Raw genomic sequence first — 14230 nt, 5'->3', positions numbered from 1 at the left:
CGCGCGGGTCGTCGCTGCCTGCGGCGTGAGCGTCAAGGCCGCCTCGGCGGACCTATTGCCTTCTATTGCCTCTTCCCTTCCGCGCCCAACTGATCTACTATCTAGTAACTACTAGATAAGCGGCGAGGGCGCCGCACAGGAGGGCACAATGACGCAGCACCCGGATCGGCTCATCTTTGGAGCCGCCTACTACGACGAGTACACCCCCGCCGCCGCGGGCCCCGACCGGCTTGAGCGCGACATGCAGATGATGGTGGACGCCGGCTTCACCACCATCCGCATCGCCGAGTTCACCTGGGGCACCTGGAACCCCGCCCCCGGCGTCTTCGACTTCACCCACATCGACCGCGCCCTCGACGCCGCCGCCGCGCACGGCCTGGACGTCATCATCGGCACCCCCACCGCCGCCATCCCCACCTGGCTGGCCTCCCGCCACCCCGAGGTCCTCGGCGTCACCGCCGCCGGCCCCAACAAGTACGGGCCGCGCCAGAACATGAACATCCTCGCCCCCGCCTACCGCCACTACGCCGAGGCCGCCATCCGCGCCCTGGCCGAGCACACGGCGCCGCGCGCGCACGTCGTCGGCTTCCAGCTGGACAACGAGACCAAGTACTACGACGCCGCGAACGCCGACATCCAGCGCGCCTTCGTCGACCACCTCAAGGCCCGTTTCGGCGACGGGCAGGAGGGCCTCAACGCTCTGAACTCGGCGTTCGGCCTGAACTACTGGTCCAACCGGGTGGGCGCCTGGGAGGACTTCCCCGACGTCACCGGCACCATCAACGGTTCCCTGGCCGCCGCCTTCGACGCCTTCCGCCGCCGCCTGGTCACCGACTTCCTCGCCTGGCAGCGCGCCATCGTCGACGAGTACCGGCGCGAGGACCAGTTCGTCACCCAGAACTTCGACTATGAGTGGCGCGGCTACTCCTTCGGCGTCCAGCCCGCCGTCGACCACTTCCAGGCCGCTGACGCCGTCACCCTGGCCGGCGTCGACATCTACCACCCCGGCGAGGACCACCTCACCGGCCGCGAGATCGGCTTCGGCGGCGACATCTCCCGCTCCCTGAAGGACGGCGACCCCTACCTGGTCATCGAGACGCAGGCGCAGGGGCAGATGGGCTGGCTGCCCTACCCCGGCCAGCTGCGCCTGCAGGCCTACTCCCACCTGGCCTCCGGCGCCTGCGGCGTCATGTACTGGCACTGGGGCTCCCTGCACAACTCCTTCGAGACCTACTGGAAGGGCCTACTCAGCCAGGACTACACGCCCAACCCCACCTACCGGGAGGCCGCCACGATCGGCCGCGAACTGGCCACCCACGCCGACTCGCTCGCCGGCCTGCGCAAGCACAACCGTATCGCCATCATGATCTCCAACGAGGCCTACACTGCCCTGGAGTGGTTCAGCCTAGAGGCCGGCTTCCCGCGCCAGTATGCCGGCGGCGGCGCCAACTACAACGACGTCTTCCGCTGGGTCTACGACGCCCTGTTCGACCTCAACCTTGAGGCCGATGTCGTCCCCGCCGACGCCCCCGTCGAGCGCCTGGGCCGCTACGCCGTGCTGATCGCCCCCGCCCTGTACGTCACCCCGCAGGCCACCACCGACGCCCTGCGCGCCTACGTGGCCGGCGGCGGCCACCTGGTCACCACCTTCCGCACCGGCGTCGCCGACGAGAACGTGCAGGTCTTCACCGACCGCCAGCCCCACGGCCTGTCCGCCCTGCTCGGCTTGGGCACCGACCAGTTCACCCGCCCCGACGGCGTCGCCCTGCGCCCCGTGGGCGCGCTCGCCGCGGCCCTGGGCGATGACGGCATTGCAGCCGGCCCGGCAGTGGCGGCAGAACTGGCCGCCTCCACCTTCATGGAGCTGCTCACCCCCGTCGACGCCGCCGCCCGTGAGGGCGACGCCGAGGTGGAGGTGCTGGCCACCTACGACCACCACGCCTGGTCCGGGCCGGCGGTGGCCACTCGCGCCGTCGGCGCCGGCTCGATCACCCACCTGGCCACCATGACCGCCCCGGCGCTGACCCGCGCCGTCCTGCGGCTGGTGGCCGAGCGGGCGGGCGTGACCGACTGGGCCCAGGACCTGGCCGGCACCGTCACCGTGCGCCGCGGCACCAACGGCCGTGGCCGCCAGCTGAGCTACTTCCTGAACTACTCCCACGACGCCGTCGAGATCGCCCTGCCGGTGAGCGGGGACGACGTGCTCGGCACCGCCGCCGCCCCGGGGGCCCGCCTGGAGGCCGGCACCACCGTCACCCTCCCCGCCTGGGGCGTCCTCGCCGTCGAGGCCTGAGCAGACCGCCGACGTCGGCAAACCGCCGCCAACCAACCGCAACGAAGCACAAAACCCGCACCATTAGGAGAACCCATGACCGACACCAGCCCAGCTGGCACCTCCGCCGCCAAAGCCGCCGGCTTCCAGTTCTACGCCACCACCGAGGCCGACCCCTGGTTCACCCCGGAAACCCCCGTCACCATCGAGCCGATGCAGACTTTCCCCGGCGCCTTCCTGCGCCTGGACGCACCCGCCCAGGAGATCGACGGCTTCGGCGTCTGTTTCAACGAGCTCGGCTGGGTGGCGCTGTCCCGCCTGTCCGAGGCCGAGCGCACCGAGGTGCTGCGGCAGATCTTCGCCCCCGGCGTCGGCACCAACCTGTCCACCTGTCGCATGCCGGTGGGCGCCAACGACTTCGCCACCGACTGGTACTCCTACGACGAGGTCGACGGCGACTTCGCCCTGGAGCACTTCAGCGTCGAGCACGACGACGCCACTCTGGTGCCCTACATTCAGGCCGCCAAGGCCCAGCGGCCCGACCTGACCCTGTGGGCCTCCCCCTGGGGGCCGCCGTCGTGGTTCAAGCGCAACCACCACTACGCCTGCGCCGCCCCCAACCCCATGAGCGAGCAGACCAACTTCGACAACGGCCTGTCCCCGGACAACCAGATCGAGGAGGGCACCGACGGGCTGATCCTGAGTGAGGAGGTGCTGGACGCCTACGCGCGCTACTTCGGCAAGTTCATCGACGCCTACGCCGAGCGCGGCATCGACATCTCCATGGTCATGCCGCAGAACGAGTTCAACTCCGCCCAGATCTACCCTGCCTGCACCTGGACGCCGGAGGGCCTGATCGCCTTCCTGAAGCACCTGATCCCGCAGATGGAGCGGCGCGGCGTGAAGGTCTTCTTCGGCACCATGGAGCGCCCGGACGACACGATGGTGGAGAAGGTGCTGGCCGACCCGGAGGTGGGCCCGCACATCGCCGGCGTCGGCTTCCAGTGGGACGGCAAGCGGGCCGTGCCCTTCGTCCACCACAACCATCCGGAGCTGAAGATCTACCAGTCCGAGCAGGAGTGCGGCGACGGCAAGAACGACTGGCGCTACGCCCGCTACGCCTGGACCATGATGCGCCACTACTTCAACAACGGCGCCTCCGTCTACGACTACTGGAACCTGGCCCTGGATGAGGGCGGGGTCTCCCGCTGGGGGTGGAGCCAGAACTCCCTGGTGACCGTGGACCCCGAAACCGGCAGGAGCCGCTTCACCTACGAGTACTACGTGCTGCGGCACCTGTCCGGCTTCGTGCAGCCGGGCGCCCGGTTCGTGCCGGCGCTGTCCTACACGGGGTATGAGAACCTGCTGGCCTTCCACAACCCGGACGGCTCGGTGGTGGTGGCCGCACAGAACGACATGACCACCCCGCAGGAGTTCGTGGTGGGCGTGGGCAGCAAGAATGTGTCCTTCACCGCCCCCGCCGACTCCCTGGTGACCGTGGTGGTGCCCGCCGAGCACGTGGAGGTGGCCCCCAAGCCGCTGGCCTGAGCGGCTAGCGGTAGTCGTCCCAGACCGGGGAGGGGAACAGCACCGCCTCCCAGCGCGCCCACTCCTCGACCAGGGAGATGGGCGGGTGGCGGAAGAAGCGGAGTTGTGCGCCGTCCATCGCCTCGATCGCCATCTCCACCAGCGGCCGCATCGATTCCCAGCCGCCCGCCGCCATGACCTCGGGGGGCAGCCGCCAGGTGAAGGAGGAGTAGTAGTCCCACACCTGGTCGGGGCGGTCGATAAAGCGTTCGTAGGCGGGATGACGCGGGTCGGTTGCCTCCACGCCCAGCGTCATGTACAGCTCCATCAGTTCCGGGCGGGCCTCGTTGAAGGCCACCAGGTAGCGGAAGTAGGCCGGCAGGCTGATGCCCTCGGGGTGGGTGGCGGCCGGGTCGCCGGAGTCGATGAAGTCCTGCGGGGTGCCCTGGCGGTCGTAGCGATCGTTCAGCAGCAGCTCCAGCAGGCCGTCCTTGGTGCCGATGTAGTGCAGCAGCCCGGCCTGGGTGATGCCGACGGCGTCCGCCACCTCCTGCAGCGACAGCCCGTTGAATCCGTGCTTGGCCACCAGCTCGGTGGCGACCTCAACGATCTGCTCGCGCCGCTGGGCGGCGGTCATGCGGTGGCGTTTGGTGGACGACGGCGGCATGCGCCGATCCTATGGCCCGGGCTCGTTAACTGTCCGAATCCGGGACAAACGCGCCCGCAGCGGCGACGGCGCGATTACGGATCGTTGAGATCGCGCGGTTGTACGAGTGGCTGCGAGGCGGTCGGCCGCCGTTTGCCCCGGATAGCGACAATAAGGCGCGCCCGGCCGGGGCATGCTGCCTCGGCCGGGCGCGCGGGCGCACGCGTTCAGCGCACCTTGCGGATCGCCAGGATGGAGATGCAGCCGATGAGGGCGCAGGCGATGGATACCGGGAACACCAGCGTGTAGGCGCCGGTGGCGGTGACGATCGCGGAGGTGATCACCGGCCCGGACATTTGGCCGAGCGTGGTGGACATGTTGAGGATGCCCAGGTCCTTGCCGGCGGTCTCGGGGTTGGGCAGCACGTCTACATTGAGGGCCTGGTCCACCGAGCTGTACACGGAGTAGCCGAAACCGGCGATGAAGGCGAACAGATAGATGCCGGTCGTCGTCGGCATGATCCAGGGCATGAGCACGCCCAGGGCGAAGCACATGGAGGCCATAACCACCGGCACCTTGCGGCGGCGCAGCAGGTCGGACAGCGGGCCGCCGATGAAGCCGCCGATCAGGCCGACCACCAGCGTGATGGTGGACATCAGTGTCACGGTGGCGGCGGACTCCTTGGTGGACAGGCCCAGGTAGTCCTGGATGATGTAGAGCTGATAGGCGTTGATCATCTGGTACGAGATCAGCATGGTGAAGCGGCCGAAGAAGGCCTTCCAGAAGTCGGCCGCGCCGTGGATCGGCGGGATGAAGGAGCGCAGGAGGTCGAGCAGGCCGCCCGCGTCGGTGACCTCGTTCGCGGAGGAGCGCTCCCGCGGCCACACCGCTACGGCGAAAATGCCGGCGATGCCCATGAGGATGCCGCCCAGGGTGAAGCCGGAGACAGCGGCGCCGGAGTCGGAGATGAAGCGTGCCCCGACGATCGCGCCGATTGGGTAACCGATGGAGACGCCGACGCCCCAGAAGGTGGACATGGTGCCGCGAATGGACTCGGGTACGCGGTCGGACAGCACCGCGACGGCCGGGGCCAGCATCATGTTCAGGCCGACCATGCACACGCAGTAGATGAAGGTGATGGCTCCGGCGTTGGTCAGGATGCCGATCGCGAACAGGCACAGGCCGCCGAGGACGCCGCCGCTGACCACCCAGGGGCTGCGTTTGCCGAAGCGGGAGCGGGTGCGGTCGGAGAGGTTGCCGAAGATGAGGTTGGAGAAGAGTGAGACCAGGGCGGTGACCGCGGAGATGGAGCCGAGGAGTGCGGTGGGGTTATCGACGCCGATGTCCTTCAGCCGCTGGGGCAGGAGCACGGCGGCGATCGTGTTCAGGCCGATCGCCCACAGGAGAGAGATGCAGAAGAAGCCGATGCCGAAGCGCACCATGATGGTGCGCTGGAGCGGCAGGCCGGTGTCGGGGGCGAGGTTGGAGGGAGCCGAGGTGTCTTCCTCGGCGGGGGACGCGGGCTGCTGTGCCATGTGCGTGGACCCTTTCGTCGAACGGCTGTGTTCGCCAGCTGAGTTACTTACTATTTAGTAAGTACGTCGGGAAGACTAATCGCCGTTCGCGGTTGTTGTCAAGGGTTGCCAAAGCGTTTGCTAGCTCGATTCAGGCCTTCGTGCGTCGCACCCACACTTGCCGAGGCGATTGCGGTATCAGCGCTTCGCACCGACGTCGGCCCGGGTGGCCCGCGCGGCCGAAGCCCACCGCGGCCGAGGCTCCCGGAGTCGACTCACGCCGTCGTACCGCGCCCTCCCGGCCGGATCTCACAGCGGACGCTGACCGCCGTCGGTGCGCCCATGCGGAAAGCTATGCCCATGCGCCTGACCGACGACCTCAAGGACCTCGCCTCCGTCCCGGCCTTCCGGAGCCTGCTGGGCGTCCGCCTGGTGTCCCAGACCGGCGACGGCATGGTGCAGGCGGGCCTGGCCACCCTGTTCTTCTTCCAGCCGCAAAACATGACCACCGCCTCCGGCGTGGCCGCGGCCCTGGTGGTCATGCTGCTGCCATTCAGCATCGTCGGCCCCTTCACCGGGCCGTTCATCGACCGCTGGCGCCGTCGGCAGACCCTCCTGTACGGCAACCTGGCGCGCGCCGGCGTCATCGCGCTGACCACGCTGGCGCTGCGCGCCACCGGCATCGGTCCGGCCGTGTACGTGCTCGTGCTGGTGGCGCTGGGCATCAACCGCTTCCTGCTGTCCGTGCTGTCCGCCGGACTGCCGCAGATCATCGACCACCGACGCCTGCTGACCGCCAACTCGATCGTGCCCACCCTGGGCGGTGCCGCCACCGCGATCGGCGCCGTCATCGGCTTCGTGCTGCGCCTGGCGCTGCCGGCCGGGACCGCCCAGGACACCGCCAGCCTGCTGACCGCCATGGTGCTGTACGTGCTGGCCGCCGGGGTGGTCACCCGGCTCGGCGCCAACCAGCTCGGCCCGGACAAACCCGCCGACGACGGCCTGGGCGCCGCGCTCGCGGCCACCGCCGGTGACCTGGCAAACGCGGTGCGCTACCTGGTGCGCCGGGGCACGCCCGGCCTGGCGCTGACCACCATGGCGCTGCACCGCTTCGTGTACGGCATGCAGGTGATCACCATGATCCTGACCGCCCGCAACCTGCTCGCCGCCCCCGAGGACGCCGACACGGGGCTCGCCATCTTCGCCACCCTGATGGGTGCCATGGTCGCCGGCCACGGCCTGGCGGTGGTGCTCACCCCGCTGGCCCACGAGCGCGTGGCGCCGTCGACCTGGATCGTCATGTGCCTGCTCGGCGGCTCGGTTGGCCAGCTGATCCTCGTGGGCACGTACCAGCAGGCGCTCATGACCGCGGGGATCTTCATCTTCGGCGTGGGCGTGCAGGGCGCCAAGATCGCCGTCGACACCATCGTCCAGGCCGACACCGCCGACGCCTACCGCGGCCGCGCCTTCTCCATCTATGACGTGCTGTTCAACACCGCCGAGTGCGTGGCGGCCGGAGTGGCCGTGCTGGTCATGCCCGACGTCGGCTGGTCGCGCCCGGTGCAGGTGGCGCTGGTGGGCTTCGTGTGGTGCGTAGCCCTCACCTACCGGGCGTGTGTGTGCGCTCTGCACGACCGACCGCGGGAGGTCAGCGGGCTGCCCGGGCTGGGCTGACGGGCCCTCGCGCCGCAATGAGATTGCGCGCGACGGGGGTGCAGATGTTGCTTCTGCGTAATAATTGGGGGATGAAGCGCGTCCTCGTGACTGGTGGCGGCGGGTACCTCGGGTCGAATCTGCTGCCGCGGCTCGCGGCGGCGGACTGGAAGGTGCGGGCCATGGGCCCGTACCCGCCGGGTCCTGACGCCGCCCCGCCCGTGGACGTTGAATGGGTGACTGGTTCCGTCCTGGATGAGACGTCCCTGGCCGAAGCGATGGCGGACTGCGACGCCGTGGTCCACCTGGCCGCGCGAATCACCCTGTGGCGACGCGACCCCGCGGCCTGGCGACTGAATACCCGTGGTCCGGCGCTGGTGGCGGCCGAGGCCCGGCGCCGTGGCATCCGCATGGTGCACTGCTCCTCAATCCATGCCCTGGATTGCTCCGCTGACGGAACTATCACCGAGGCGACGCCATTGGCGGGTGTGGAGCGCCCGCTTTACGATCGCTCCAAGGCCGTCGGGCAGCGGGCGGTGTTGGCGGAGGTGGCCAAGGGCCTGGATGCGGTGATCTGTCTGCCCACCGGAATCATCGGCCCGATCGACCGCGGTTCGCGTGTGAACGGGCTCATTCTCGCCGCCGCGCGGGGTCGTAAGGTGACGGTAGCGGGCGGCTTCGACTGGGTGGATGTGCGAGACGTTGCCGCGGGCATCACGGTGGCACTCGACTGGGGCAGGGCGGGGCGCTCCTACCTATTGAGCGGCGCACGTGCGCAGATCTCCACCCTGATGTCACTCGGCGCGATCCTGGCCGGACGGCCGCCACTGCGCCTGGCATTCCCTTTGGAATGGGTGCGGCCGTTGGCGCCCTTAGGGGAAGTGGTGGGTAGTCGGCTCGGCACAGACGTCTTCACGCCGGCCGCGCTCGGTGCCCTGGCCGACAGTCCGACGGTCTCCAATCGGCGGGCCCGCGAGGAACTCGGCTTCCTGCCCCGGCCCCTGGCGATGACCGTGCGGGACCTACTGGTCTCCGCGGAGATCGACGTGTCCGCTGGGGTGGGCGTCGGCGGGCGCTGAGAGCCCGGCAGTCGGCCCGTTGCACGCAAAGAATCCGAGCGCGGAACGCGAAACCGCATGATGGCGCGGAAAACGGAAATGAGCTGGGTGCGCTTAAGGTGCTCCGGTGTGCAACGAGGGGCTCATTGCACACCGGAGCGGGAACACGTTTTTCGGCCCAGGAAGCAGATCGTTGTAATTCCGCGGATAAGTCAGGGTGGGCGGTGCCGGGGTCTGCGCTATTGCGTGCAACTCACTGCGAGGTGCCGATGTTGAAGATCCAGCGGATGCCGAAGGGGTCCACGAGCACGCCGTTGAGGTCACCCCAGGGCGTCTCCAACAGCGGCTCGATGATCTGCGCGCCCCGGGCCAGGCCCTTCCAACAGTCGGTCAGACGCTCGCGCTCCTCTCCGTTCAGACATAGGGCGACGGCGGAGCCGACTGCCACCGGTTCCTCGGACAGCGGCCGGTCGGTTGCGCGCAGCACGAAGCCGTCCGGTGTGCGCAGCACGCCGTAGAGCACGTCCTGCTCGTGGCCCGGATCGGCGGGAACCTCCCAGGCGGCGAAGGTCTCAATGTCAAGCTCTCCGCCCAGGGCATCACGGTAGTAGGTGAGTGCCTGGCGAGCCTGCCCGGCGAAGCTGATGTAGGCGCTGAGGTCGGCTTTCATGCGTATCTCCTTGTGTGGCTTGTCGACGATTCCGGTGGCGGCACGAACCACGGCGGCCCTCGCCACCGGTTAGGCTCAAGCTTGGGGAAGAAAACCGGACGTCTTCTGTCATGGATGGGGAGAACAGATGCGGGCGGATCGGCTGCTGCGCATGATCTGGATGCTGAGCGGACGCTCCGCACCGACGCCGGCGACGGAGCTCGCTGATCGGCTCGATGTCAGCGTTCGCACCGTGCTGCGCGACGTCGAGGCCCTTTCCACCGCGGGTGTCCCGGTCTACACGCAGCAGGGGCGCGGTGGCGGCGTGAGCCTGCTGCCACACTGGCGCCCGGACCTGCTGGGACTAGAAGAGGAGGAAGCCCGGGCCCTGACCGCCGCTGCTTCGCTTGCCGGAGCCGCGGCCCTCGGCGTAGAGGACTCTCTGCGCCGGGCACTCGACAAGGCGGCAGCGTCCGCAGCCACACGAGGAGCACCCGAGAAGTCGGGGGTCGCGGTTCGCCTGGGGACCCGAGTGGTCATAGATCCTGAGGGGTGGCTGCCCGGCATCGGCGGGCGGTCGTGGCTGAAGGAGGCTCTGGCGGCTGTCGAGGGCGGATGTAGCGTTCGCTTCCGCTACACGCCGGGTCAGTCGGGCGCGACTCGGGAGGTGGCCAGCCCGGCCCTGGGCCTGTTGTGCGCGGGCTCCGACTGGTACCTGGTGGGACGCGCGGAGCACGGGACTCGTTTCTTCCGACTGGACCGCATTGACGAGTTGGAGACGTGCGAGGCCGACGGCGCGGGGTCGGCCTCGACGTCGGCGACCATGGAAGGTGGGTCCGGCAACCCGACCGGCCCCGGGAAGGTCGCGGCCGATGGACCCGTAGACACGCGGTTTGATCTGCTGGCCGAGTGGCATACCGCCCGCGAACGCTTCCGCTCTCGGTTCCACTCGCTGCCCGCGGTGTTGGAGGTGCGGCCAGATGCTCTCGGCCGGCTGCGCAGCCTGGTGCGAGTGGAGGCGATCGATGCCTGCGGGGAGCAGCCCGACATTGCCCTCGTCGATGGTGAGACTCCCGTGTCCTCGGCAGACAACTGCCCACCCTTGCGGGTGCGAGTGGTCTTTGCCGACGTCTCCCACGCCCTGGAGGTACTGCCGCGGCTGGCCGGGCAGGCGCGCGTACTTGAGCCACTCGAGCTGCGTGCACGCATGCGCGAGCTGGCCGAGCAGCTTATGGCTGACTACACCGACGAAGACGAGTCTAAGAAACATGACAGTTGATGTCGTGAATCGGGTGAGAGCCTGTGACGGCGAGGTGGGCAGTCCTGCGCCTCCTCATGGAACTACGTGCCGGTCAACGGCGAATGAAGGAGCAAACGATGACATCGACCACCAACAGCAAGCCGGCCGACGCCGACCCGGAGGTAGTGGTAAACGCGTATTTCACTGCCTGGACCAAGGGGGACGTTGCGGGGGCATTGGCGTGCATGACGGACGACATGACTCTCACCGCTCCCAATGGTGAATACCGTGGGGAGGCCGGTTACCGGGACTTCCTGGAGGGGTTCCTGCGCCTGCTCGATGCTGTGGAGGACAAGACCATTCTGGTCTCCGGGGACACAGCCGTCATCTGGTACCGCTACACGACTCACCTGCCCGGCCTGGAGCCGCAGATTGCCGCCGAGCACATCAAGCTGCGGGATGGGAGAATCGCCCGCATCGAGTACCTCTTCGATCAAGTCCCCTTCGCCAGGGCGCTTGGCTCGAACAGCGGTGCTGACCTTCACCAGGCGGTCAACGCCCGCTGAAGGCTCAGTGTCGAAGGCCCCGTGGGCCTCAGCTACACCCTGCCACCCAGCCGCGCCCGGCGCACCAGTTTGCGCAGTTCATCCACCCAGAGCACCAGTGAGGCCATGGCCACGGCGACCGCCCAGTGCGCCAGGTCCAGGCTCGCCGTGGAGAAGGCCGCCTGCAGGAAGGGCACTTCCACCACCGCCACCTGCAGCACGACGCCCAGCGCGATCGCGCCCCACAGCCACTTGTTGACCAGCAGATGCCGGAAGGCGGAGACAGTCTCCGAGCGCGAGTTCACGGTGTTGAACAGCTGCGCCAGCACCAGGGTGGTGAAGGCCGCCGTGCGCGCCGTCGCCAGATCGTCCACGCTCAAGGAGGTCTCAATCAGCCCGCCGGGCAGGAAGATGTCGAGGGTGCCCAGGGTCGCCGCCGCCATCACGGCGCCGATCAGCAGCACGCCGCGCCACATGGCGGCGTCGATGACCCGCTCGTCGGGGCGGCGCGGCGGGCGTGCCATGACGTCCTCCACGCTCGGGTCCACGCCCATCGCCAGGGCGGGGCCGGAGTCCGTGATCAGGTTGATCCACAGGATCTGCGTGGCCACCAGCGGCAGCACCACCCCGGAGTCACTGTGCCCGGCGAGCCCGATCACCCCGGCCAGCACCACGCCGCCGAAGACGGTGAGCACCTCGCCCATGTTGGAGGAGAGCAGGTAGCGCAGGAATTTCTTGATGTTGTCGAAGATCCGCCTCCCCTCGCGCACGGCGGCCACGATGGTGGCGAAGTTGTCGTCGGCCAGCACCATGGTGGCGGCCTCCTTGGTGACCTGTGTGCCGGTCACGCCCATGGCCACGCCGATGTCGGCGGCGCGCAGGGCGGGGGCGTCGTTCACGCCGTCGCCGGTCATCGCCACCGTCTGCCCCTGCGCCTTCAGGGCCCCCACGATCCGCAGCTTGTGCTCCGGAGCCACCCGCGCATACACGTTCACCCTGCCGACGGCGTCGGTCAGGGCGGCGTCGTCCATGTCGGACAGCTCCCGGCCGGTAAGCACGCGGGCGCCGGGCGCGGCGATACCCAGGTCGGCGGCGATGCGTCCGGCGGTGGCGGGGTGGTCTCCGGTGATCATGAGCACGCGCACGCCGGCCCGGTGCGCCTCGGCGACGGCGGCGGCGGCCTCCGGGCGGGCGGGGTCAATGATTCCGACGACGCCGGCTAGCGTCAGCCCCTGCTCCAGGTGGTCGAAGACGCCGTCCGTGCCGGCCGCGGCGACGGCGGCAGCCTCGTCGGCGTCCAGGTCCCGGTAGGCCACCGCCAGGGTGCGCAGGGCTCGGCCGGACATGTCCGCGATATGCGCGCTGAACTCCGCGCGCGCCGCCGCGTCCAGCGGCTGGTCGACCTCGCCCACGCGCACACGGGTGCAGCGCTCCATGAGCACGTCGGGGGCGCCCTTGGACATCAGGATGGTGGTGCCGTGCTTGGCGTCCGTGTACAGCACACTCATGAGCTTGCGCTCGGAGGTGAAGGGCACCATGCCCACGCGAGTGAAGCGACCCTCGCGGCTGCCCTGCGTGCCGAGCTTCAACTCCGCCACCAGGAAGGAGCCCTCGGTGGGGTCGCCGACGACGCTCCAGACGCCGTCGTCCTCGGCCAGCTCGGTGTCGGAGGCCATGGCCCCGCCGGACAGCACCACGGTGACCTCCTCGCGCAGCGCGCCCGTCAGCGGCTCGCCGTCGGGGTGGCCGTCGCCGTCGGCGTCGGGGGCGACGTGCCCATTGGGCTCGTAGCCGATGCCGGTGACCACGGTGGACCCGGAGGCGGTGACCACCTCCTGGATGGTCATCTCCGAGCGGGTCAGGGTGCCGGTCTTGTCCGAGCAGATGACCGAGGCCGAGCCCAGGGTCTCCACGCTGCTGAGCTTCTTGACCACCGCCCGGTGCAGCGCCATCCGCTGCACGCCCAGCGCCAGCACCACCGACAGGATCGCCGGCAGCCCCTCCGGCACGGCCGCCACCGCCAGTGAGACGCCCAGCAGCAGGGCGTCGATGAAGGAGTCCGCGGTCCGCTCCGGCGTGAGCGCCAGCAGGGTGGCCACCACGACGACGGCGATGGCCACCACGATCCCGCCGAGCATCTTGGACACTCGGGTGATCTCGCGCTCCAGGGGCGTGTCCTCGTCCTCGACGGCGTCGAGCATGCGGGCGATCGCGCCCATCTCGGTGGCCCCGCCCGTGGCGGTGACCACGGCCTGGCCGGAGCCCTGGGCCACGGAGGTGCCCCGGTAGACCATGGCGGTGCGGTCTGCCAGGTCGGCGTCCGCGGCGACGGCGTCGGCGCGCTTGGAAACGGCGTCGGCCTCCCCGGTCAGGGAGGATTCGATCACGCGCAGGGAGGCGGCGGACAGCAGGCGGGCGTCGGCGCCCACCTGGTCGCCCTCGCCCAGGATCAGCACGTCGCCGACCACCAATTGGGCCGAGGGGATGGACACGCGCGCCCCGTCCCGCAGCACCGTGCTGGAGGCCTGGGTCATGGCGGACAGGGCGGCGACGGCGTCGGCGGCCTTGTTCTCTTGCACGAAGCCGAGCACGGCGTTGAGGGTGATGACCGCGAGGATCACCAGGGCGTCCACGGGCACGCCGTGCGCGCCCTCCAACACCCAGGCGATCACGGAGATGACGATGGCGAGGATGAGCAGGTAGACCAGGGGGTCGGCGAACTGGGCGAGGAAGCGGCGCCAGGCCGGCACCGGCGGCTTGCGCGGCAGTTCATTCGGGCCGTCCGCCGCCAGGCGCGCCGCGGCGTCGGCCGAACTCAAGCCGGTGCGTGCATCAGTTCCCAGCGCTGCGGCGACCTCCTCGCCCGGGAGCGACCAGGGCGCGGCAGGAGGCGCGGCGGGGGCAGTCATCCGTGCAGTCACACACGTATCTCACCAGTGTCGACCCCCGGCGTCGAGTCCCGTTCGCCACTAGCGCCGCGTCCTCGACTTTCGGGTGGAGTCCACCGCCGTCCCAGCGTTCTTCGAGGCCGGAGCGGGAATGTGAGCCCCGTATGTGACCCATCCGGCTCCGACGCAGAGAGAATTGTGGGGAGAATAGACGCATCTGACAGCCCAGGCGGTAGCC

General features: G+C 69.4%; 10 protein-coding genes. 6 read left to right on the top strand and 4 right to left on the bottom strand.

Annotated features, from left to right (window positions below; all coding sequences use genetic code 11):
* Positions 1–148 precede the first annotated feature (148 nt).
* Complete coding sequence (locus ACGLYG10_RS14080) at positions 149–2293, top strand: beta-galactosidase (protein WP_073333370.1); 2145 nt, start codon at positions 149–151, stop codon at positions 2291–2293.
* A 75-nt stretch (positions 2294–2368) separates the two neighbouring features.
* Positions 2369–3820: a glycoside hydrolase family 30 protein gene (locus ACGLYG10_RS14075; protein ID WP_073333367.1), complete on the top strand. Its 1452-nt coding sequence runs from the start codon at positions 2369–2371 to the stop codon at positions 3818–3820.
* 4 nt (positions 3821–3824) lie between these two features.
* Here the strand turns inward: ACGLYG10_RS14075 and ACGLYG10_RS14070 are convergent, their stop codons facing one another.
* Positions 3825–4466: a TetR/AcrR family transcriptional regulator gene (locus ACGLYG10_RS14070; protein ID WP_073333365.1), complete on the bottom strand. Its 642-nt coding sequence runs from the start codon at positions 4464–4466 to the stop codon at positions 3825–3827.
* Positions 4467–4672: 206 nt separating this feature from the next.
* On the bottom strand, positions 4673–5980 hold the full coding sequence (locus ACGLYG10_RS14065; protein WP_073333363.1) for an MFS transporter: 1308 nt from the start codon (positions 5978–5980) through the stop codon (positions 4673–4675).
* Positions 5981–6319: 339 nt separating this feature from the next.
* On the opposite strand from ACGLYG10_RS14065, the gene ACGLYG10_RS14060 reads away from it, so the two are divergent.
* Positions 6320–7633, top strand: a complete 1314-nt coding sequence (locus ACGLYG10_RS14060) for an MFS transporter (RefSeq protein WP_073333715.1) — start codon at positions 6320–6322, stop codon at positions 7631–7633.
* Positions 7634–7704: 71 nt separating this feature from the next.
* Positions 7705–8691, top strand: coding sequence for an NAD-dependent epimerase/dehydratase family protein (locus ACGLYG10_RS14055; protein WP_073333360.1), 987 nt, complete (start codon positions 7705–7707; stop codon positions 8689–8691).
* Between the two features lie 232 nt (positions 8692–8923).
* On the opposite strand, the gene ACGLYG10_RS14050 is transcribed toward ACGLYG10_RS14055, so the two are convergent.
* Positions 8924–9340, bottom strand: a complete 417-nt coding sequence (locus ACGLYG10_RS14050) for a VOC family protein (protein ID WP_073333358.1) — start codon at positions 9338–9340, stop codon at positions 8924–8926.
* A 127-nt stretch (positions 9341–9467) separates the two neighbouring features.
* Here ACGLYG10_RS14050 and ACGLYG10_RS14045 point away from each other — a divergent pair, with 127 nt between their 5' ends.
* A complete protein-coding gene (locus ACGLYG10_RS14045) occupies positions 9468–10598 on the top strand; it encodes a helix-turn-helix transcriptional regulator (protein WP_073333355.1) in 1131 nt (376 codons plus the stop codon).
* 98 nt (positions 10599–10696) lie between these two features.
* Entirely contained in the window at positions 10697–11125 is a 429-nt protein-coding gene (locus ACGLYG10_RS14040; protein ID WP_073333353.1) for a nuclear transport factor 2 family protein, read from the top strand.
* A 32-nt stretch (positions 11126–11157) separates the two neighbouring features.
* Here ACGLYG10_RS14040 and ACGLYG10_RS14035 read toward each other — a convergent pair whose 3' ends face one another.
* Positions 11158–14013 carry a cation-translocating P-type ATPase gene (locus tag ACGLYG10_RS14035; RefSeq protein WP_073333350.1) on the bottom strand — a complete coding sequence of 952 codons (2856 nt, stop codon included), beginning with the start codon at positions 14011–14013 and terminating at the stop codon, positions 11158–11160.
* Between the last annotated feature and the right edge of the window lie 217 nt (positions 14014–14230).

The organism is Actinomyces glycerinitolerans, from assembly GCF_900098745.1.
GTDB classification, from domain to species: Bacteria; Actinomycetota; Actinomycetes; order Actinomycetales; family Actinomycetaceae; genus Actinomyces; species Actinomyces glycerinitolerans.
This window is presented reverse-complemented; position numbering and strand designations above follow the sequence as displayed.

What these genes read in the sequence shown, in the direction of transcription:
- ACGLYG10_RS14045 (WP_073333355.1), top strand. Translation starts at nt 9,468, where the DNA reads ATGCGGGCGGATCGGCTGCTGCGCATGATCTGGATGCTGAGCGGACGC.
- ACGLYG10_RS14055 (WP_073333360.1), top strand. Translation starts at nt 7,705, where the DNA reads ATGAAGCGCGTCCTCGTGACTGGTGGCGGCGGGTACCTCGGGTCGAAT.
- ACGLYG10_RS14075 (WP_073333367.1), top strand. Translation starts at nt 2,369, where the DNA reads ATGACCGACACCAGCCCAGCTGGCACCTCCGCCGCCAAAGCCGCCGGC.
- ACGLYG10_RS14035 (WP_073333350.1), bottom strand. Translation starts at nt 14,013, where the DNA reads ATGACTGCCCCCGCCGCGCCTCCTGCCGCGCCCTGGTCGCTCCCGGGC.
- ACGLYG10_RS14060 (WP_073333715.1), top strand. Translation starts at nt 6,320, where the DNA reads ATGCGCCTGACCGACGACCTCAAGGACCTCGCCTCCGTCCCGGCCTTC.
- ACGLYG10_RS14050 (WP_073333358.1), bottom strand. Translation starts at nt 9,340, where the DNA reads ATGAAAGCCGACCTCAGCGCCTACATCAGCTTCGCCGGGCAGGCTCGC.
- ACGLYG10_RS14040 (WP_073333353.1), top strand. Translation starts at nt 10,697, where the DNA reads ATGACATCGACCACCAACAGCAAGCCGGCCGACGCCGACCCGGAGGTA.
- ACGLYG10_RS14070 (WP_073333365.1), bottom strand. Translation starts at nt 4,466, where the DNA reads ATGCCGCCGTCGTCCACCAAACGCCACCGCATGACCGCCGCCCAGCGG.
- ACGLYG10_RS14080 (WP_073333370.1), top strand. Translation starts at nt 149, where the DNA reads ATGACGCAGCACCCGGATCGGCTCATCTTTGGAGCCGCCTACTACGAC.
- ACGLYG10_RS14065 (WP_073333363.1), bottom strand. Translation starts at nt 5,980, where the DNA reads ATGGCACAGCAGCCCGCGTCCCCCGCCGAGGAAGACACCTCGGCTCCC.